The sequence below is a fragment of the Bacillus cereus genome (assembly GCF_002564555.1).
Taxonomy (GTDB): Bacteria; Bacillota; Bacilli; order Bacillales; family Bacillaceae_G; genus Bacillus_A; species Bacillus_A cereus_K.
This window is the reverse complement of record NZ_NUVD01000005.1, coordinates 1-21,336: the sequence shown is the minus strand read 5'-3', so window position 1 is coordinate 21,336 and position 21,336 is coordinate 1. Positions and strand designations below refer to the sequence as shown.

Below are 21,336 nucleotides of genomic sequence, written 5' to 3'. Positions count from 1 at the left end.
TTTACGCAATCATTGAGCAGGTCCTTTTGAAAATAAAGAAAAGACACCCTAAGGTGCCTTTCTCCGACTTGAACCATCTTAATTTTAATAATATGTATTGGACTCCCATCCAAATATTATTTTACCATGTTAAGTTGTTTTATTCATTGAGAAATAAAATTAAAATCTATGTTTTGTTGTTTTTGGAAATATTCCATATCAATCATTACAATACACGTTTTAGTTTTTGAATGATTTATTTGTCTAAAAGTTGAAATTAAAAAGAACCCCATAAATGATAAACCATTCCACTAACAAAAAACACTAATCCTAAAAATAACACAACTAAAGCAAGTATTCCATTTTGATTATGTTCCATAAAATTAGCTCCTTTTAGATTTATTTTTATATACAAAAAAGCCTTTAGTCGTAATTATAGTTAAAGGCTTTGCGTATTATACTTTTTAGTTTATAAAATCTTATAAGAAAAAGAACCTGTATTTTATATATAGAAGGATTTATAATGTTTTTTTATCAAGTTTGGAATTGAAAATGTACTAACTTGATAATGAAGCTTGGCTATTAGAATTGAAAAATTTTAGTTTTATTATAATTAATAGAAATGAAAGTAGTGTGAATATAAATCCGCTCCAAATAAGCTGGTGAATACCTAAGTTTGAAATGAACCAGCCTCCAATAGTTGTTCCTAGAGTAATTCCGAGATTTGAGAATGAAACGAATAGACTATTACCAAATTCAGGTGCTTCTTTAGCTTCGCTTATTAACCATGTTTGACCAACAATTAATCCACCAGCATGTATGATTCCCCAAATGAATACCATAAAAATCATTGGAACAAGGTAGGAACCTAAATAATAAACCAATATGTAAACAATAGAATATAGAATAGGGAATGCTATTACGGTATTTACTGTGCTTTTTTGCAGGAGACTGCCAAATAAATGATTACCTAAAATCATAACTATACCAAATATGAATAGCATAATACTGATGAGAGATCCATTCATGGAAGTTACTTTTGCAAGGTACTCGGCGAAATAGCTGTATACAGAAAACATGGCTGCAAAAAGGAATGTGACGGTTAAAATATTTAACCATAACCCTGGTTTACCGAGTATACGAATTTGTTTGCCGAAGGACATTTTTTCTGTAACAGGCATAGAAGGAAGAAAGATTAATATTCCAATGAATGCAAGGGCGTTAACAAGCGCTCCGAATAAGAAAGCAATTTCCAGTGAAAACTGGTCTGCAAGGTAAGAGGTTAATGGTACACCTAGAGCAAATCCAACAGTAATACCCATGAAAACTTTTGTAACTGCTTGACCGCTCTTTTCTGGCGGGACAAGTTTAGCAGCTGTTACAAGAGCGATTGAAAAGAAGAGTGGATGAAGTGCTGCCGGTAAAATACGAAAAATAAGCATGATTTCAAATTGTGTTGTATAAGCGTAGATTATATTTGAAATAACAAATGTGAAGGTTGCTGTTAATAAAATTATTTTGCGATTAATCCCAGAGACGAGCAGAATTAAAAACGGGCCAGAAATAGCAACAACTAGTGCAAATATACTTACTAAAAATCCTGCCTGTGCAGTTGAAATGCCGAATTTCTGAGTGATTTGTGGTAATACACCGACAATACCCATCTCGGTAGTAATAATTCCGAACACACCAATTGCGAGTGTCAGAATAAGTAAAGGATTTACTTTTTTCATTTATAAAACTCTCCATTCGTATCATTATTTTGAAAGTAAAATCGATTCATTAACAAAGAAATGAGCATTATTGCGAGTATGATCAGATGTCAATATTATTAAGGTTATGTAATTTAAAATACAATAACAGATATCTAAATAACTAGATATGATATACTAAAAAAAATTCTCCTTTCTATGTTTCTTGCTTTTATAGGTAGTGAAGTTTTGTTAAAGATGTATTGGACATCTGTAAAAAGCAGAATGCGTGAAAGCTAATAATCAATTGGTAGGTTGATTATTAGCTTTCACTTTATAATTCGTTTTGAACGTATTCAGAAAACTCTCGTATTGTGTTTTCATTTCGACGATAGTATGTCCATTTTCCAATTCGGTCAGAGTCTAGTAGCCCTGCCTTTTTCATAGTTAATAAATAACTAGAAATAACCGATTGGGCTAAGCCAGTTTTAACCTGGATATCTCCTACACACACTCCAACTTGAAAGTTAAGGTCTTGCTCTAGATAAGGTTTTTCATCGAAATAGTTTTCTGGATTTTTCAACCATGATAAAATTTGACATCTTGTTTCATTTGACAATGCTTTATAAATTAATAAAGGTTCCATAAGGATATTATATCTACTTTTATAGATTTGTAAATGGGTTTTGGTGATTTTAAGGGAAGAAGGTATATGTAGATTCTTTAAAATGTGGATGAGATGCTTTAGCCATGGGGATGGCAATAGCTGTTATGATGTTAACGAGAACAACACATCCTCGGGCAGGGGCCGATCCAATTATCGTTATTTTAGGGGCAAACAGTTGGAGTTATTTAGTAACACCAGTTTTAGTTGGTTCCGTAGTTATTGTAGTTATTGCTTTATTCATTAATAATATGAGTAGTAAGAAGAAGATTTCAAATATATCACAATATATTAAAGGAATTGAGGGAGAAGCACAATGAAAAAGATTATAAACAAACCAGAAACATTAGTAATGGAAATGTGCAACGGAATGGTTATGGCTCACCCAGAGCTTGAGCTTTTGAAAAAATATAAAGTGATTAAGAAGAAAGAAATGAACGAAAATAAAGTAACGTTAATTAGTGGCGGCGGTAGTGGTCATGAGCCAGCACATGCAGGATTAGTCGGAAAAGGAATGTTAGATGCGGCAGTGTGCGGAGATGTGTTTGCTTCACCTTCACAAATTCAGGTATATCAAGCGATTAAAGAGACAGCTAGTAAAAAAGGTACGTTATTAATTATTAAAAATTACAGCGGCGATATTATGAATTTCAAAAACGGTGCGCATTTAGCGACGGAAGATGGAATTGAAGTAGACTACGTAAAAGTGGATGATGATATTGCGGTAGAAGATAGTCTATATACAGTAGGACGCCGCGGCGTTGCGGGCGTTATTTTAGTGCATAAAATCGCCGGTGCAGCAGCGGAAGCAGGTATGGATTTAGGAGCGGTGAAAGCTATCGCGGAAAAAGCAGCGGCTAACGTGCGAACAATCGGTTTAGCGTTAACTTCTTGTACAGTTCCAGCGAGCGGATCACCTACTTTCACACTTGCGGAAGATGAAATGGAATACGGCGTCGGTATTCACGGTGAACCAGGTATTAAGCGTGAAAAAACGATGTCAGCAGATGAATTAGCGAACCGTATGACAAATGATTTACTAAAAGATTTAGGAGTAAAAGATGGTGAGGAAATCGCGCTTCTTGTAAACGGTTTTGGCGGCACACCACTGCAAGAACTTTACTTATTTAACAACGCAGTTACGAGAGAGCTAGCTGCTAGAAACATTAAAATTAATAGAGTATTCGTCGGTAATTATATGACGAGTATCGATATGGCTGGTATGTCTTTAACAGTAATGAAGTTAGATGATGAGCTAAAAACATTACTATCGAAAGAGTGTAATACACCAGCGTTTAAAGTAGATGGACCAGTTGGAAGTGTAGAGTACGTGAATGTGCTTGAAGAGGCAGAAGAGAAGGAAGTTTCCTTTGAAATAGAAACAGCGGAAGAGCACGCTGTGATTAAAGATAATGTCATTACATTAAACAATATGATCTATCTCGTTGATAAAATGAGCGACATTATTATTAAAAATGAAGTACCGTTCTGTGAGCTAGATACACATGCAGGTGACGGCGATTTCGGAATGAGTGTGGCAAAAGGATTTAAGCAATTAAAACGTGAGTGGCATTCTATTGTAGATCAAGAGAATGTAACGATTGGATCATTCCTTGATGGTTGTTCGATGATTATTATGGAACATTGCGGCGGCGCTTCTGGTCCAATTTGGGGCGGTGCATTCCGCGCAGCTAGTAAAGCAGCAGGTGAAAAACGTGAGCTAACAGTGAAAGAATTCGCTGAAATGTTGCAAGCGGCACTGCAAGGCATACAATCTATTGGTGAAAGGTCGTTCGGAAGAGGAGCGGTAGTTGGTGATAAAACACTTGTTGACGCACTTGCTCCATGTGTAGATTCTTGGATTGATAGCGCTTCAAACGAAGTAGACGTAAAAACTGCCTTTGAAAAAGGTGCAGAAGCAGCCGTTAAAGGCGCAGCGTATACGAAAGAAATCGTAGCTCGCATGGGCCGCGCTGGTACAGTTGGCGAAAGAAGTTTAGGATATCCAGATGCAGGTGCACATGCGCTTGGGGTTATCTTTACGGAGATTGCGGGTAGTTTGAGATAGGAATTAGAAGATTCCCTCTGCCTTAAGGTGGAGGGACTTTTATATAGTTGATTATATGTAGACGACTTCTTTCGATGCTCTCTCTGTAAAATATGAGTTTGTTACTATTTTTGATAAAACCTTATTTTAAAGCTAAACTTAATATTTCTCAACATGCATATATTGAGCTAATCTCTTCTAGAGAGTAGTTCTTTTTTATCTTTTAGTTTTTAATGGAGAATTTTTTGAAAAAGACCAACGATTCATTAAATCGATGGTCTTATGTTTATATATTATTCATTTGTATCTATATCAAATTTTCCCGGTACTTTTTGCTTATTTGAGAGATTTCTTCAATCAAATTGTATTTTAGACTTAGTTTTTTTGTGATTGCAGCTTATCAATTTTCCAGTATGTTTCTAGAGGGTCTAAAGAGCTTTCAATATAAAACATATATTCATCTGCGGTACCTGGTACTTCAAAAGCTATTTTCAATTCTACCGTTTCATTTGGTTTAACTTGTATATCAGAAGGGTTTTGATCAAGCACCTTTCCTTTATAGGCCTTTCCGTCTTTTTCATTTTTTAAGTTATATTTTAATTCTGATAGTCCAATCGTTTGACCTCGTACATTTTTTACAGAGACATTAACAATGACGGAATCGTTGCTGTCATTTAAATATGCACTTTGAACGGAGGTCAAGTAATAGCCTCCCTTAACACTCTCACCAATTAATAAAATACCTTGTTCTAAGCGGCTCATATCTTCTTTTTCTTCAAAATTTATTAATTCTTCATTTTCATTTTTTGCGGTTGGTTCTTCTATTGGACCATTTTCAATGGCACTATCTGTTTTATCTTGTGTGCAAGCAGCCGTAACACTGACCAATACTAGAATAAAAGTAAGTAATATAGATAATTTCCTCATAAAATTTATCTGTCTCCTTAAGTTTCTCAATTTTGTGCAACTATACATATAAGATTAACATAATGTCTCATTATTGGCTCAAAATAGGAAATTTTTTAGACAACTTATTCTTTTTACTTTTAATATACATTCGATTGGTTCCCGCGATATTTGTTAATCTTTTAAAACATTGGCTTAGTAATACCGAGGGTTATTATAGATATATTAATCATATAATTTGGCCCTATCAAACTGATCGTTTTTTGCATCTAATATATTTTATTTTGAAAGGATGTGATTATATGGCTTATAAATCTACTGGAGTGTTTCGAGTTCCAGTTTCTGAAAATGGGATTATTCCAACGGCTCTCAACATTATGTTAAAAAATAAATATAAATTAGCTTATCAAGTCATTGCTATTTTTTATGCGATTTATCTGATATCTCCCTTAAATGCATATATAATTAATCTAAAGTATGGTTCTATATTAGGAATAATTATAAATTTAAGTTGTTTTATAGCAGTAATAATTTGTGTAAACCGTTCAAAAATATAATACTATGAAATTAGTTAGCGAGAGATTGTTTTTCAGTTTACATCCAGCTAAAATAATAAACTAGGATATTATCAAAATAAATGAGTGATCCTAAGTGCATTGACCCCTGTCAAGTAGACAGTATTTAACAGCGTAACTAAGCAACCTGAGTTCTATATTTATATGGATTCAGGTTGTTTAATTGTGTTTTTGAAAAACTGACCAATTGATAGAAAGCACTTCAAAAGGTGGTGTTTATTATTTTTGGCTACCTTATGAAGTGCTTTGAGTGGGATGAAGAGATTGTTTCATAAGGTGTAATTTTTAATTAATTAAGCATATTTCCCTTTGTCGGGGGGATGAACAAAAAAACTAGTTTAAAAATTTTCACACCAGAAACAGATAAAGTGATAAAGTATTAATTATTGTGCGTGTAATTATAAAAAAAGAGCCTTCCCAAATGATGCTTTTAATAGTTTAGCTGATACGATTTTAGGAAATTAATAGCATGTTATACCGCTAGTATTTACCTGATTTCCAAGAAATAGAGGTGATTGTAGGTGACTAAACCTTTTAAAAAAAATAGTCGTTATATGGTGGGATTAGACAGTTTAAGGGGCCTAGCTATACTAGGTGTTATTTTGTATCATATTAATTTTAATTGGATGCCTGGAGGATTTTTAGGGGTTACTGTATTTTTTGTACTCTCAGGTTATTTAATTACAGATATTCTAGCGATGGAGTGGAAGAGAAATAAGAGAATTGATTTGAAGAAATTCTGGCTTAGTAGGGCAAGGAGATTGCTTCCAGCAATGTTTGTTATGCTCGTTATAACGTTGGCATGGATTACGATTTTTCATAGCTCTTTACTTGAAAAAATGCGTGGAGATTCATTAGCGGCGTTATTTTATGTTAGTAACTGGTGGTATATTTATCATAAAGTATCTTATTTTGATAGCTTTGGTCAGCCTTCTCCGCTAAATCATTTTTGGTCGTTAGCTGTTGAGGAACAATTTTATGTGGTTTGGCCGTTCGTCATTAGTTTAGGATTTTATTACATAAAAAAACAATCACGCATGATCTTATTTATTTGTCTAGGAGCAATTGCATCTGCTTTATTAATGGCAATTCTATATGAACCAGGCTCTGACCCAAGTAGAATTTATTACGGTACTGATACACGGGCTTTTTCTTTATTAATTGGAGCGGCACTTGCTTTACTTTGGCCAAGCAGTAGACTTGCGAATAAAATTATTCCGAAGGCGCGTCTTATTCTTGATATTGTTGGGGGAGTTGCTCTTAGTATCATTCTCATTATGTTTTGGAAGACGAATCAATATGAGCCGTTTCTATACCGTGGGGGAATGGTCCTTTTATCAATTGCTACAGCCTTGTTAATCGCTAACCTTGCGCATCCGGCTAGCAGAATCACACTGTTTTTGAAGTTTAGACCACTGCGTTGGATGGGTGTGCGATCATATGGAATATATCTTTGGCATTATCCGATTATTACATTGACGACTCCGACGGTAAATGCTGGAGAGTTTTCGATTACAAGAGCAATTCTTCAATTTCTCCTAATTATAGTTATTGCACAACTTTCGTGGAAGTTTATTGAAAATCCAATACGAAAAGGCGCATTGAAGAATATTCGGATTAAGAACTTGAAAATAAGAAACTTAACTGTAAGTGTTAAGTTAGCTTTAGTATGTGCAGTATTTATTTCTTCGATAGCTACTTTTGGATTAACAACAGCTAGTAAAGCAAAGGATAATCCTTCAAAAGATAAGGTGGAAGCAGTGCAAGAAGAGCAGGCTAAACATCCCGTTGCAGTTCGGGATGAACCAGCTAATGAACCACCTCAAAATAAAGAAGAACAAAAAGAAGAGCCTAAAGACCCTCTAACAGTTACTGCTGTAGGAGATTCAATCATGATTGATATTGCTCCGTATTTAAAAAATACTTTTCCTAATATTAGGATTGATGCGGAAATAGGGCGGCAAATGTCCAAAGCAATTCCTGTTGTGGAACAGCTAAAGAATGAGGGGAATTTAGGAAATCATGTCATTATTGGATTAGGTACAAATGGAGCCTTTACTAAGGAGCAATTAGCATCATTAATAAAAGTGATTGGGGATGAACGTAAAATTATATTAATTAATACGAGAGTACCACGTCCGTGGGAATCGTTGGTGAATGAGAAGCTAAAAGAAGCAGCATCAGCTTACAAAAATGTGGTGTTAGTCGATTGGTATGCAGCAAGTGCTGGACATCAGGAATACTTTGAACCAGATGGTGTACATTTAACGAAAGCAGGTGCAGAAGCATATGCTGATCTTGTAGCAAAAGCAGTGAATCAATAGAGAGTACGGAAAAGATTCTGGTGAAAAGATTTACAAACCGTATTTAGCGTTTTTTTGTTATTAATCCAATATATAATTTCAAAAATCCCTTTCCTTTTTCTTAAGTTCATAAGGCCGATCCTTTCTAAAATCGTTCCTTTATTTTGTACTTGCTTTTCCTGATTGGTTACGTTCTAACTACCATATTCTTTGCATTCTCCTTAATTCCTAACTTTCTCAATAAATTAAGTGATTGCTTATTTTTTGGATCTATAGCTGCATCTATGGTTTCTACCCTCAACTTATCAAAAGACTTAAATCCTTTACCCAGTAATGTATGCTTAAGTCAAAGGCGATTTCTACAATTTTATTTTTTAATTGCAGCAGCAAGTAGAAAAGGGAATTCATGAAGGTATTAGCCCAGGGAAAATAAGCCATAGAAGAAACATAGCGCTATAGCTTATTAATGCTTATTTTTATGGATGCAATATGTATAGCGATAACAATAAATAGATACAGCGACTAGAGTTGGAGTAAATGTAGGAGATTAGTAAATAGAAATGAAGTTTTTAATAAAAGAATATTGGTTTAGATATTGACTGGACTTAGAGTTATGTCCAGTCTCTTTCTTTATGGCGACAAGTTTCTTGGGTTTGGTCTTTCGAAATTAAGTGTGGGTGTCGAATCGCTATTTCTACTAACGTTACTTTTCGCTCTTTTGATTACTATGCCTAAATTAAGAAGAGACTTTACAGGTTATTTCTTTTTGAGTGATAAAAAACATTTAAATTATTGGACTACCAATATTGTTTCTTCTAATTATAAAGTTCCAGCTGTATGTTATATTTTATTGCTATTTTACGCATCCCACCCTGCGCAAAAAAATATTTCTCAACATTTTATTTGTTGAAAAAGATTGAATATTCGTATTATAACGAATATTATATTGCTATCGGCAAAAAAAACAATAATTCGCAGAAACTGGGGAGGAAATACATTGAAAAAGAATAAGAAGTTCAAACCTTTATCAGTATTAGCAACAGCGGCAGTACTAAGTAGTAGTTTTGCTTTTGGAAGCCATGCAGCGTATGCTGATACGCCATCATCTCTACCAATAGACGAGCATTTAATACCAGAGGAGCGTTTGGCAGAAGCGTTAAAACAACGGGGAGTAATTGATCAATCTGCATCACAAGCTGAGACTTCAAAGGCTGTCGAAAAATATGTTGAGAAAAAGAAAGGGGAAAACCCTGGGAAAGAAACCTTGACAGGAGATAGTCTTACGCAAGAAGCTTCTGATTTTATGAAAAAAGTAAAAGATGCAAAAATGAATGAAAATGAACAGGCGCAGCAGCCAGCAGCAGGACCAGTAGCTGGACAAGGTGCAGGATTGAATCCAGGGAAATTAAATGGAAAAGTACCTACTACACCAGCGAAGCAAGCTGATTACAATGGAGCTGTTCGAAAAGATAAAGTACTTGTTTTACTCGTAGAATTTAGCGATTTTAAGCATAACAATATTGATCAAGAGTCAGGATACATGTATTCTAAGGACTTTAATCGTGAACATTATCAAAAAATGTTATTTGGTGATGAACCATTTGCGTTATTTGATGGGTCGAAGATTAACACATTTAAACAATATTATGAAGAGCAATCTGGTGGGAGCTACACAGTTGATGGAACTGTAACGGAATGGCTTACTGTTCCAGGAAAAGCTTCAGACTATGGTGCGGATGCAGGTACTGGCCATGATAACAAGGGTCCTTTAGGGCCACGTGATTTTGTGAAAGAAGCATTAAAAGCAGCGGTAGCAAAAGGGATTAATTTAGCAGATTATGATCAATTTGATCAATACGATCAAGATGGTGATGGAAATAAAAATGAGCCAGATGGCATTATTGACCATTTAATGGTTGTACATGCTGGCGTTGGCCAAGAAGCTGGTGGCGGTAAATTGAAAGATGATGCGATTTGGTCTCATCGTTCAAAACTTGGATCAAAACCATATGCGATTGATGGCACAAAATCATCTGTTTCAAATTGGGGCGGAAAGATGGCTGCATATGATTATACAATCGAGCCTGAGGACGGAGCGGTTGGTGTGTTTGCGCATGAGTATGGTCATGATTTAGGCTTACCAGATGAGTATGATACAAAGTACTCTGGACAAGGTGAACCTATTGAGTCATGGTCTCTTATGAGTGGCGGCAGCTGGGCTGGAAAAATTGCAGGAACAGAGCCAACAAGTTTCTCACCACAAAATAAAGAGTTTTTCCAAAAGAATATGAATGGTAACTGGGCGAATATTGTTGAGGTAGACTACGACAAACTTCGCACGGGAGTTGGTGTTGCAACATATTTAGATCAAAGTGTTACAAAATCAAAACGACCAGGAATCATTCGTGTTAACTTACCAGACAAAGATATCAAAAATATCGAAGCGGCATTTGGTAAGAAGTTCTATTACAGTACAAAAGGAAATGACATTCATACAACACTTGAGACACCAGTATTTGACTTAACAAATGCAAAAGATGCTAAGTTCGATTATAAGGCATTCTACGAACTTGAAGCGAAGTATGATTTCCTTGACGTATATGCAATCGCAGAAGATGGAACGAAGACACGCATTGATAGAATGGGCGAAAAAGATGTAAAAGCCGGCGCGGATACAACTGATGGTAAGTGGGTTGATAAATCATACGATTTAAGCCAATTCAAAGGGAAAAAAGTAAAACTGCAATTTGAGTATTTAACAGATATTGCAGTAGCTTATAAAGGATTTGCGTTAGATAATGCTGCATTAACTGTAGATGGCAAAGTTGTTTTCTCAGATGATGCAGAAGGACAGCCAGCAATGACGTTAAAAGGATTTACTGTATCTAACGGATTTGAACAGAAAAAACATAACTACTATGTAGAGTGGAGAAATTACGCTGGTTCTGACACGGCATTACAACATGCGCGTGGACCAGTATTTAATACAGGAATGGTTGTATGGTATGCGGATCAAAGCTTTACAGATAACTGGGTAGGTGTTCATCCAGGTGAAGGATTCTTAGGAGTAGTAGATTCTCATCCAGAGGCAATTGTAGGAACATTAAATGGACAACCGACTGTGAAGAGCAGTACGCGTTATCAAATTGCTGATGCGGCATTCTCATTTGATCAAACGCCAGCATGGAGAGTAGACTCGCCAACTCGCGGTATCTTTGACTATAAAGGCTTACCAGGGGTTGCAAAATTTGATGACTCTAAGCAGTACATCAACAGCGCGATTCCAGATGCAGGACGTAAGTTACCGAAACTAGGATTAAAGTTTGAAGTAGTAGGTCAAGCTGAAGACAAGTCTGCAGGTGCGGTTTGGATTCATCGATAGAATAAGGTGAAACTAAGAGGAGCTGTGTCATAAGTTGGTGAAACCGACTTATGGACAGCTCTTCTTTTTATTGTTGAAAAAGGATAGTTTAGGAAGCAGTTCATGGAAAAGAAAGATGTAAAAGTTGTTTTTAATAAAAGCTCAGAAACTGATATGTATGTTAATATTTTCCTAACGATTTTATGACTACAAAGTTTGTTTATGAAGAGCAAATGAAGGCGAAGAATAAGCAAGGGTAATACAAAAACGCTATCTTTTAAAAAGGTAGCGTTTTTGTTATGGATTATAGAGTTATTCCTGCATTTGACATATACAGTTCAACTGTATAAAATGAAACTATACAGTTGAACTATATAGTTTGGCTATATATTTATCGTTACATTGGAGGTCTTTATGAATCGAGATAAAAATTTACCATTAACGGAGACAACGTATTACGTTCTTTTAGCTTTATTAGAGCCAGCGCATGGGTATTTAATTATGCAAAAGGTGGAGGAACTTAGTAATCATCAAGTGAAAATCGCAGCGGGCACACTGTATGGTGCGGTTGAAAATTTATTAAAGCAACAATTAATAGAATCGGTAAAAAGTGAAGATAAACGAAGAAAAGTCTATGTCATTACTGAACGAGGGAAAGAAGTATTACATTTAGACTTTATGAGAATGCAGCACATTATTGGGGTTACAAAAAGCTTATTAAATGTATAGTTAGGGGGAAGCGATGATGTGGAGATTGAAGTTTTTCGTTGATTTTGAGAAAGAGGAAAAATGGTTAGAAGAGATGGCTTGGAAAGGCTATCAACTAGAAAGTAATACATTTGGTTATAAATTTAGAATCGCAGAACCTGAGGATGCGACAATTAAAATAGATCATAGAATATTTAGTAGACGAAGTGATTTCGTTAATTATTGTACGTTATTTGAGGATAGTGGCTGGAAGCATATAGCTGGTAATAGGTGGTCAGGCACGCAATATTTTAAAAAGATAAATGAGGAAAGTGAAGATGACATTTTTTCGGATCAAGCGTCACGAGCAGGGAAGTATAAGCGTCTATCTAAAACATTTCTAGAATTAGCGATATGCTCTATTCCGATGTTAATCCTATTTATGTTTACTAATATGATTAATTTAGAAGCACTTGTAAATCCGAAAGAACTATACTTGACGCCAGGACTATGGGATAAGCAAGGCGCGGCATTTTTAGGATCATTTTTATTTGAAACGCCATTCGCATTAATGAGAGGCATTGCATGTTTGTTTATCCCCGTTGCAATTGGTATGTATTTAGTTTTCTCATATAAAGCAAATAGGTTGTATGAAGAGAGAAGATGATAGGAGAGATCCCTTTAAAGCTGATGCTTTGAGGGGATTTTTTTGAATTTGTAAATGCATCTTCTTAAAAATAATTAAGGAGAAGGATACGGATTGGAAATAAATTATCATGATTTGAAAGGAGAAAGAGAGCATACTTTCGTATTGTGTAATAAAGAAAAGGCCCGCCTACGGAAATAGGCGGACCTTTTCTAATAGTTTTTTAGCAGAAGCAAGCTGCTCCAACGATGATTAGTAAAATAAACAATACAACTAATAAAGCAAATCCTCCAGAAAATCCACAGCCGCCACAACTACCACCAAATCCCATAATAGCTCCTCCTTTAGATAAGAGGATAAAACATGGGGTCGTTCATCTGATTTTAACAGGTTCGTTTTATCTTATGTTTTTACGCATGGATTGAGCAGGTCCTTTTAAAAAAAGAAAAGACAGCCTAAGGTGCCTTCCCCCGACTAGATCGGAGTACCGCCAGCATTTCGGAATCCACCCACGCTAGGCAAAAAATACAATGAGCTTCCCATATGGGGAGCTCATTTACATAATTCTCGAAAGCGGAAGTAAAAGCAAACCTCTCCTCCTGTTTAGAAAGGGGCTTATAATACTGCTTATGTACAACAGTATGTAGCATCACTAAAGGCATCTTCGGGAATATATACTTTACCATCTTTTATTTCATACGGAATGTTATTTCTTTTCAGTTTAGCTGTATCAACAGTGTCAACAGTGCTACCCCACTGTTCTAACTTACTGTTGTACTTTTGACAAGCAGGTAACATTAAAAGAGCTGTAAAACATAAAAATAGATTTCTAAAACGATGTTTCTTCATAATAATCCTCCTCTTCCTTGATTGTATCATTCGGGAGAAGCGATTTGTTATAAAAATTGGATTTATATTACATATATGTAATATTAACGTAACGTTTCATTATCGGGATTCAATGTATTTAGAAGACTATTAAAAGTCCTCCAGATTATTTAACTGGGGGACTTTCGTGTCCACATAATTCTTGTTCTCAGAAGTTCTACACTTTATGTTCAGGATGGAAATCTAATGGGTTAGTTCAGATTACGAAGGTCAGGCATAGTGTTTTAATATAGAGTTGGAGCCGGAGGAGAACAATGGAAGGAAACAATATCGTTTATAGCAACCGAATAATGATTCCATCTCCCGCCGAAAAACCTATAGCCATAAACTCTTTCGTGCCCAACAGTCGTCAAAAAAAACCAGAAATTGTCTTCGTTTCTAAGCCACAGATACGTGAATCGAAATATACAATTTTGAAGACCCCAAGGGCTCTGGGCATAGAGTGGCATTTGTCGTATATATACCATGATTCGAGGTTCACTCCTTATTGAAATTAGACTTATAACTAATTTTATGCTCAGGGTCAAAGATTAGATTGGATGTATGCCTAGTAGCCTACTTAAATTCAATTTTGAATGTATATAGTATATATGTGGGGTTAACATAACGTCCCATTATAACAATATTTGGGGGTTTATTGAGAAAATATTTAAATTATGAAGCTCTCTCTGTAAAACAATAAATTTTAATCATGTTTTTGAGGGAGTAGTTATTTCACTACAAGAAAATTTTCATGGATCAGTGCGGCGGGACAAAAAATGTTGAAGATTGGCGAGAGCATTTTGCGATGACAGGGGAGTGGTCTTGTCTTTGTTGAGGTTGATAGTTTTTTAGCAGAAGCAAGCAGCTCCAACTATGATTAATAAAATAAATAATACAACTACTAAAGCAAATCCTCCAGTAAAGCCGCCACAACTACCACCAAAGCCCATAATAGTTCCTCCTTTAGATAGGAGGGGAAAACACGGGGTCACTCATGTATTTTAAAAGAAGAAAAAGATAACATACTTGATACATTTTATATTTGAACTATCAATTTTAGTGAAAAATAAAAGAGACCAACCTTTTAAATAATAAAGATTGGCCTCTTTCAATATTAATTAGAAATAAAATCGAATTTCTTTAATATAAATTTCCAAACTTGTTCTTCTCCAATTATTACAGAAGCTCTACCTACCATTCCTGTATACAACTCATGTGAATCTTGTATATCAATTGTTGCTTCTAATTCATACACATACCCTTTAGAATCCTTATCAAAAATAGGATGTGCTGATAAATAAGTTACTATTCCTGTTTGTTTATCAGATTTCTTTAGTTTAAACGAATATTGTACTTTATCCCCTTTTTTAATGCCTTTTATATCTTGAGCCGGTAATAAAATTCTAATCTTTTTCTCATTATCCTTAGGAATAATTGAAACTACCTCTTGACCAGGATCAACTAGATCCCCTTTTTGCATAGCAGAGGGGAATTGTACAACCCCATCCCTTTGCGCCCTTATACTTGTCATTTCATTTTGATTATGTAATACATCCAACTCTTGCTTTTTTATAAAGATTTCTTGCTCTAAAGGTTCAATTCGCTGATTAACTAAAACAATAGTACTTTCTTTATATTGATTTAAAGCATTTTTCTTTTCTTCTTGCTTTCCTTCTTTGGAAATATCAATCTTTTTTCCTTCATTTTGTAAAGTCTCTTTTCTTAATTGAATTCGTTTTTCAATACCATTTCGTTGAGAATCTAAAGATTCTACCTTATCATTCAGAGATTGTTTATAATCATCTAACACAGCCTCTTTTTGTTTTTTAACGGAATTTATTTCTTTTTGTATATTTTCTTTATCTATAATTAAACCTTGTAATACTTCATCTTGCTCAACCATGACTTTATTGTTATCTATAACTTTTATCTCATTATCTTTTTCATTTTGTAAAGATTGATAAGTTTGTTCATATGATTTATATTCTTCTATAATTTTTTTATCTGTATCATCAAAAAAGAGTGATTTATGAACTTGAATACTCTGTTTTAATTGTTCTAACATTCCTTTTTTCTTTTCTAAATGTTTAATAATTTGGTCCAATTGACTCTGTTTATCCATTAATTCCTGATTCTTTAATTGAATCAAAATGTCCCCTTTTTTCACCTCATCACCTGATCTAACAGCAACAGTATCCACAATTCCCCCAATTTGTGTTCTGGATACGCTTATATCAGATTTACCTTGTATCATTGCAGTACCTTTACTCACAATATCTACTTTTCCTATATATGCCCAAATCATAAAAACTAATAGACTCATAAATAAAAAACATAACAATCCCATAATAAAACGAGGTGGCTTTCTTTCTAACAGTTCTACACTATCCGTTAATTGATCAAAAGAATAAATCTTATTCATATTGACCACCTCTCATTACATAAGCTTTTTCTTCTATATGTTCTACATGAATCGTTTGATTCTTCCAAAGACGATAATATTCATTTTTCATAAATAATAATTCTTCGTGAGAACCTTGTTCTATAATAGTTCCATTTTTCATTACAAAAATTTTATTTGCATGCTGAATGGTACTTAATCTATGCGCAATCATAATTACCGTTATTCCTAGTAAGCCTAATTCTTTTAGCATATCTGTAATTAATTTTTCTGTTGTAGAATCTAAATTACTAGTGGCTTCATCTAAAATTAAAATATCTGGTTTCTTTAACAATGCCCTTACGATAGCTAATCTTTGTCTTTGTCCTCCAGATAAATTTGAAGCATTTTCTTCTAAAATCGTCTCATAACGTAATGGTAATTCACTAATAAAATCATGAGCACAAACTTGCTTACATACTTGAATAACTTCTTCTAATGAAACTAAACGATTCAATCCAAATATCAAGTTTTCATAAATAGATCCACTAAAGAAAAAGGATTCTTGTGAAACATATGCAATACGATTCCTCAATGCTACTCTATTTATCTCTTTAATTTGATAATCATCATAATATATATCGCCTTGATTAAGATCATAATAATTCATTAACAATTTGGAAATAGTAGTTTTTCCAGAACCACTTTCCCCAACAAACGCAACTTGACTACCTGGATCAATAGAAAAACTTATATTATTTAATACATTCTTACGTGTCCCATAACGAAATGTAGCATCCATACATTCAATTTTTCCAGATAACTTTTTAGGAGAAACTTTATTATATTCTTTTTCATTTTGTTCTAAATCTAAATCAAAAATTTCATTTAAACGTTCTCCCGCAATTAATGCAGATTGCATTGTAGGCTGAATTCCTATTAAATTTTCAATTGGATTCAAAAAATAAACCAAAAGCGCATTATAAGAAATTAATTCCCCAATTGTCAGGTTCCCTTTTAACACTTCCATTGCACCAACCCATAAAATAATTGTCCCACCAATTAATTCAAGCCCCATCTTAATAGAACTTTGTAAATTAGCTAACATTCCACTTTTAAAAACATATCTCAAAAGATTAACAAAACGACTTTCTGTTTGAAAAAAGACCTCTTTTTCAGCATTATATGATTTTACAGTTGCAATACCATTTAAAGATTCCACCAAATAAGATGTTAATTTAGCATTACTCTCCATCTCTTTACGATTAATCTTTTGATAAGGTTTATGAAATCCCCAAATAATACCTATATAAAAAGGAATTAATAGCAATGTAACCCCAAATAAAATCGAGCTATGCACATATAACAACACTGCTCCTAACATTACCATTACTGTATCAATCATTAATGTAACAGTTATCGTTGATAATGCATCTCGTATTTTGCCAGCATCCATAAACCGCGAAATAATCTCTCCAACTTTTCTTGTTTCAAAAAAATGCAGCGGCAAACCAACTACATGACGATAGTATCCAAGCATTAACTGAATATCTATACGTCTACTCAAATACAAAATCAAATGCGTTCTAAAATAAGAGAGCAAAATTTTAAAAATATACAAAACGATAATTCCTATAGAAACAATATGAAGCGTTTGTATTAATTGATTTACAACTATATCATCAATTAACAATTTAAAATAAAATGCTCCCGCAAAACCAAACAGATTAAAAAATATAGAAGCAATAAAAATTGGAAATAACAAATTAGTCTGCAGCTTCAATAAAGACAAAAAACGAGAAAAGCCCCCTTTAGATACTTCTGCCTTCTCAAAATTTTGTTTTGGACTCATCAAGATTAAAATCCCTGTCCAAACTTTTAAAAAGTTTTCCAATTTATATTTAACAGACCCACTATCAGGATCTGCAACATATACTCTATTATTCTTCACTTTATGAATTACTACATAATGTAGTAATTCGCCATCTACTAATATATGAGCAATTGCAGGCAAAGGAATTTCATTTAAAAGTGTAGGATCTGTTGATTTTACTCCTTTCACCTCAAAACCAAGTCTTTCTCCAGCTTCCAATATTCCTTGTACATTTGTACCATCTAAATCTGTCCCTGCAATTTGACGGATTTTAGCAATTGAAATAGAAAGTCCATAATATCTTGATATCATTGCAAGACATGCTGGACCACAATCTTTTAAATCATGCTGTTGAATACATTTAAACTTTTTAATCAAATTCAATCCTTCTTTCACTATTTTATACCGATCTATAATTCAGTATATAAAATAAAAGGAATTTAAAATTAAAAAAATAAAAAAAATTCTAAATATGTAAAATTGCATATTTAGAATTACATATTTTGTATTAGAATAAACTATGAAATATATATTTCTAAATATTAAAATATTATTGGGAGGTTTACAGCATGAAATTAAATAACACAAAATTTGCTGAACTTAATGAAAAAGAACTTCAAACAAATGGTGGAGCAAGAGGGATTTTTGGTCCTATTGTCAAAGCTGGAAAACAGTGTTGGGATAATGCTTCTTGCCGCGAAAAAACATATGGTACTTATGGTCGAACAGATAGTCGATATAAACATGGAGCTCCATATGGAAAATGGTAATATTTAAATAATACAAAGAGGATTCATTAGTTTGTATGAATCCTCTTTGTATTTTTAATTATATATTTATAATGATAAATAGTTTAAAATACAAAGAGGATTCGTGTTAAATATTGTTATATTTTAATTGAAAAGGAAAGATAATTAGTGATAAAAAAAATACATCAATTTTTTGTGAATTTGCATCCAATATCATTTATATTAGTTATGGTAATTTTAAGCTATTTAATTACCAGACCATTTATTTTATTCTTACCAGAAGTACAAAGTAATCCTTCTCAGAATGAACCTATATATATTCAAATCGTATCAGTTTTAATTATAGCTCCTATAGTAGAAACTTTAATTTTCCAAGTTTTTTTATTCTGGATTCTTCGCTGTATTCCCTGGATTCGTGAACATGATTTATTAATAATTTTAATTGCAGCATTAATGTTTGGTTTATATCATCCATTTGGGATAACTTATATAATATGTATTACAGTAACAGGAATTCTTTATAATTATGCTTATTTGATTTATTATAAAAAAAATGAAAAAGTACAAGTTACAATATCTGCATTTGGGATTGTGTTTTGGATACATGAGGTAGATAATATAATTTCTCTTACAATACAAAATCTGTTTTTTTAATAAATTAGGCTTAATAACAAAGTACTTGCTATAAACCGTAAAATAAACTCTTTAAATCATATAAAATACTAAGATTTGTTACCAAAAACTATAAAAATAACATGTTTATAGCAAGGGAATGCTTGTAGACTGATCTATACTGCATTCCCTTATTGGGGTACCGCCACACATTCATCAACTTAAGATCTCTTAATAATACCCTCAGAACGAAAAATGTGTGCATTTTGTTCGCTTTTTATTATTTTGGGGACGAATGTATTACTATGAGGGTTTTACCTTTAAAGTATTAGTGACACTTGAATCCCTGTACATTGTGTGGGGATTTTTTTTCATAAAGAAAAGACACTCACATAAGAGTGTCTTTTCCGATAGTTTTTCTAGCAGAAGCAAGCAGCTCCAACTATGATCAATAATATAAAGAGGACAACGACTAAAGCAAATCCTCCAGCAAAGCCACCACAGCTACCACCAAAGCCCATAATAATGCCTCCTTTTAATAAGAGGAGAAAACAAGGAGTCACTCATGTATTTTAAAGGATTCATTTTACTTTATGGTTTTACGCATTAATTGAGCAGGTCCTTTTGAAAATAAAGAAAAGACACCCTAAGGCGCCTCCCTTGATTTGCTAATCTAGTTTGATTGTATTATTTATTAGAATGGTATATGTATGTTAATGCGACTATAATAGCAGAAATAATGAATACTGTAGCTTTGAAATAAAGTTTGATCATTTTTGCGATCTTTCCTCCATTAAAGCGCCCGATTGCGGAAGATCAAGAAAATGATTAGGATTGCTGCTTATAGCTTGTTGAACTAACGCACCCGTTACTTTAAGTGAATTGATTCACAATTTTACTGGGAATTTACCTAAAAAAGCTGAATTAACTTAATAAAAAAAGGACTCCCTTTTTGGGAATCCAATTCATTCAGTGTCACTTTGGTTAAAGTCTAATCTTCTCGGTTCGCAACACTGTCATTAGCCTCATCGGCACCTTCGCCGACTGTGTTACCCATCGCTCCTCCTGCAACAGCTCCTGCAACGGTACCAAGTGGGCCAAGAACAGAACCCAAAGCAGCTCCAGCGACAGCACCGACACCAGTTCCTACCGCTTCGCCAGCATCATTATCGACACGATTACGTTCGTTTTTATCAGCCACTCATCTCACTCCTTATTTAGAATAGGCAAGTGCTTTCCAGCACAATACCTTACATATTTTTCCCTATAAGGACGGATTTATGCGAAGTTTAAATCTGTCCTTAAAACTTTGCAATCCCAAAAAGTGCCACTCCCTACTTGATCCACACAAGCTTTTTCTTGCAGCACAAATATATCTGGGTTTCCACCCAATTCTATTTTGTTATATATATTTATAAAGTTTAATTAATTCAATGTAAATTTTATAAAGAAAAGACACTCTTATATGAGTGTCTTTTCTGATAGTTTTTTAGCAGAAGCAAGCAGCTCCAACTATGATTAATAATATAAAGAGGACAACGACTAAAGCAAATCCTCCAGCAAAGCCACCACAGCTACCACCACAGCTACCACCAAAGCCCATAATAATGCCTCCTTTAGATAAGAGGAGAAAACAAAGAGTTATTCGTGCGTTTTAATGGATTCATTTTACTTTATGTTTTTAAGTATTAATTGAGCAGGTCCTCTTGAAATAAAGAAAAGACACTCTTATCAGTGTCTTTTCTTTATTTTTATAGCAATAGAGGATTTTTATTAGTAGGGGTCCCACCAACTAATTGACATAAAACCCTCTTATCAGTAGTTAGTCTGCCTAATTTCAAATGAGAATAAGCTCTTTTATTTCCTTTAAGCATAGCATGTAAAAGAATATGAAATATTTATAAAAAGTAGGTGTAAACATGACATTAGATTCTCATCGTATTATAGGTTTCCCTGGAATGGGTATGGGAGGTTTCCCTGGAACAGGTATGGG

The 21,336-nt window shown here is 33.8% G+C and carries 19 protein-coding genes and 1 pseudogene; 9 read left to right on the top strand and 11 right to left on the bottom strand.

Going from position 1 to position 21,336, the window contains the following annotated elements; genetic code table 11:
* Nucleotides 1-536: 536 nt before the first annotated feature.
* Nucleotides 537-1,712 carry an MFS transporter gene (locus tag COI75_RS01655; protein ID WP_000757560.1) on the bottom strand — a complete coding sequence of 392 codons (1,176 nt, stop codon included), beginning with the start codon at nucleotides 1,710-1,712 and terminating at the stop codon, nucleotides 537-539.
* A gap of 292 nt (nucleotides 1,713-2,004) precedes the next feature.
* Complete coding sequence (locus COI75_RS01650) at nucleotides 2,005-2,316, bottom strand: ArsR/SmtB family transcription factor (RefSeq protein WP_000433543.1); 312 nt, start codon at nucleotides 2,314-2,316, stop codon at nucleotides 2,005-2,007.
* 95 nt (nucleotides 2,317-2,411) lie between these two features.
* Between COI75_RS01650 and COI75_RS01645 the strand changes: the two are divergent.
* Both COI75_RS01645 and dhaK read left to right on the top strand, forming a co-directional pair.
* A pseudogene (locus COI75_RS01645) lies at nucleotides 2,412-2,654 on the top strand (HPP family protein); the annotation flags it as partial.
* Nucleotides 2,651-4,402, top strand: a complete 1,752-nt coding sequence (dhaK, locus tag COI75_RS01640) for a dihydroxyacetone kinase subunit DhaK (RefSeq protein ID WP_098448182.1) — start codon at nucleotides 2,651-2,653, stop codon at nucleotides 4,400-4,402. The pseudogene COI75_RS01645 and the gene dhaK, both read left to right, overlap by 4 nt.
* Nucleotides 4,403-4,756: 354 nt before the next feature.
* Here dhaK and COI75_RS01635 read toward each other — a convergent pair whose 3' ends face one another.
* Nucleotides 4,757-5,308, bottom strand: a complete 552-nt coding sequence (locus COI75_RS01635; protein ID WP_001228899.1) for a DUF4352 domain-containing protein — start codon at nucleotides 5,306-5,308, stop codon at nucleotides 4,757-4,759.
* Nucleotides 5,309-5,589: 281 nt separating this feature from the next.
* Here COI75_RS01635 and COI75_RS01630 point away from each other — a divergent pair, with 281 nt between their 5' ends.
* The 5 genes from COI75_RS01630 to COI75_RS01610 all read left to right on the top strand — a co-directional run bounded on the left by COI75_RS01630 (nucleotide 5,590) and on the right by COI75_RS01610 (nucleotide 12,880).
* Nucleotides 5,590-5,844, top strand: coding sequence for a hypothetical protein (locus tag COI75_RS01630; protein WP_000323640.1), 255 nt, complete (start codon nucleotides 5,590-5,592; stop codon nucleotides 5,842-5,844).
* A 539-nt stretch (nucleotides 5,845-6,383) separates the two neighbouring features.
* Nucleotides 6,384-8,186: an acyltransferase family protein gene (locus COI75_RS01625; RefSeq protein WP_000165419.1), complete on the top strand. Its 1,803-nt coding sequence runs from the start codon at nucleotides 6,384-6,386 to the stop codon at nucleotides 8,184-8,186.
* Nucleotides 8,187-9,162: 976 nt separating this feature from the next.
* On the top strand, nucleotides 9,163-11,547 hold the full coding sequence (locus COI75_RS01620) for an immune inhibitor A domain-containing protein (RefSeq protein ID WP_098448181.1): 2,385 nt from the start codon (nucleotides 9,163-9,165) through the stop codon (nucleotides 11,545-11,547).
* A 393-nt stretch (nucleotides 11,548-11,940) separates the two neighbouring features.
* Nucleotides 11,941-12,255 carry a PadR family transcriptional regulator gene (locus COI75_RS01615; protein WP_001078071.1) on the top strand — a complete coding sequence of 105 codons (315 nt, stop codon included), beginning with the start codon at nucleotides 11,941-11,943 and terminating at the stop codon, nucleotides 12,253-12,255.
* Nucleotides 12,256-12,268: 13 nt separating this feature from the next.
* Complete coding sequence (locus tag COI75_RS01610; RefSeq protein WP_002095871.1) at nucleotides 12,269-12,880, top strand: DUF2812 domain-containing protein; 612 nt, start codon at nucleotides 12,269-12,271, stop codon at nucleotides 12,878-12,880.
* Between the two features lie 202 nt (nucleotides 12,881-13,082).
* On the opposite strand, the gene COI75_RS01605 is transcribed toward COI75_RS01610, so the two are convergent.
* The 5 genes from COI75_RS01605 to COI75_RS01575 all read right to left on the bottom strand — a co-directional run bounded on the left by COI75_RS01605 (nucleotide 13,083) and on the right by COI75_RS01575 (nucleotide 18,360).
* Entirely contained in the window at nucleotides 13,083-13,190 is a 108-nt protein-coding gene (locus COI75_RS01605) for a YjcZ family sporulation protein (RefSeq protein ID WP_000505672.1), read from the bottom strand.
* A 296-nt stretch (nucleotides 13,191-13,486) separates the two neighbouring features.
* Nucleotides 13,487-13,708, bottom strand: a complete 222-nt coding sequence (locus COI75_RS01595; protein ID WP_000716604.1) for a hypothetical protein — start codon at nucleotides 13,706-13,708, stop codon at nucleotides 13,487-13,489.
* Nucleotides 13,709-14,577: 869 nt separating this feature from the next.
* Nucleotides 14,578-14,679: a YjcZ family sporulation protein gene (locus tag COI75_RS01585; protein WP_000505676.1), complete on the bottom strand. Its 102-nt coding sequence runs from the start codon at nucleotides 14,677-14,679 to the stop codon at nucleotides 14,578-14,580.
* Between the two features lie 164 nt (nucleotides 14,680-14,843).
* Entirely contained in the window at nucleotides 14,844-16,151 is a 1,308-nt protein-coding gene (locus tag COI75_RS01580) for an HlyD family secretion protein (RefSeq protein ID WP_001034070.1), read from the bottom strand.
* The gene (locus tag COI75_RS01575; RefSeq protein WP_000591614.1) at nucleotides 16,144-18,360 is read right to left on the bottom strand and encodes a peptidase domain-containing ABC transporter; all 2,217 of its coding nucleotides are present in this window, start codon (nucleotides 18,358-18,360) and stop codon (nucleotides 16,144-16,146) included. The genes COI75_RS01580 and COI75_RS01575 overlap by 8 nt, the downstream gene beginning before the upstream one ends.
* 191 nt (nucleotides 18,361-18,551) lie before the next feature.
* On the opposite strand from COI75_RS01575, the gene COI75_RS01570 reads away from it, so the two are divergent.
* Both COI75_RS01570 and COI75_RS01565 read left to right on the top strand, forming a co-directional pair.
* On the top strand, nucleotides 18,552-18,752 hold the full coding sequence (locus COI75_RS01570) for a hypothetical protein (protein ID WP_000773911.1): 201 nt from the start codon (nucleotides 18,552-18,554) through the stop codon (nucleotides 18,750-18,752).
* Between the two features lie 147 nt (nucleotides 18,753-18,899).
* Complete coding sequence (locus tag COI75_RS01565; RefSeq protein WP_000591801.1) at nucleotides 18,900-19,385, top strand: CPBP family intramembrane glutamic endopeptidase; 486 nt, start codon at nucleotides 18,900-18,902, stop codon at nucleotides 19,383-19,385.
* 377 nt (nucleotides 19,386-19,762) lie between these two features.
* Here COI75_RS01565 and COI75_RS01560 read toward each other — a convergent pair whose 3' ends face one another.
* The 3 genes from COI75_RS01560 to COI75_RS01550 all read right to left on the bottom strand — a co-directional run bounded on the left by COI75_RS01560 (nucleotide 19,763) and on the right by COI75_RS01550 (nucleotide 20,946).
* Nucleotides 19,763-19,864: a YjcZ family sporulation protein gene (locus COI75_RS01560; RefSeq protein ID WP_000505675.1), complete on the bottom strand. Its 102-nt coding sequence runs from the start codon at nucleotides 19,862-19,864 to the stop codon at nucleotides 19,763-19,765.
* Nucleotides 19,865-20,334: 470 nt separating this feature from the next.
* Nucleotides 20,335-20,544, bottom strand: a complete 210-nt coding sequence (locus COI75_RS01555) for a glycine zipper domain-containing protein (protein WP_000764045.1) — start codon at nucleotides 20,542-20,544, stop codon at nucleotides 20,335-20,337.
* Nucleotides 20,545-20,832: 288 nt separating this feature from the next.
* Entirely contained in the window at nucleotides 20,833-20,946 is a 114-nt protein-coding gene (locus COI75_RS01550) for a YjcZ family sporulation protein (RefSeq protein ID WP_098448180.1), read from the bottom strand.
* Nucleotides 20,947-21,336: the final 390 nt, after the last annotated feature.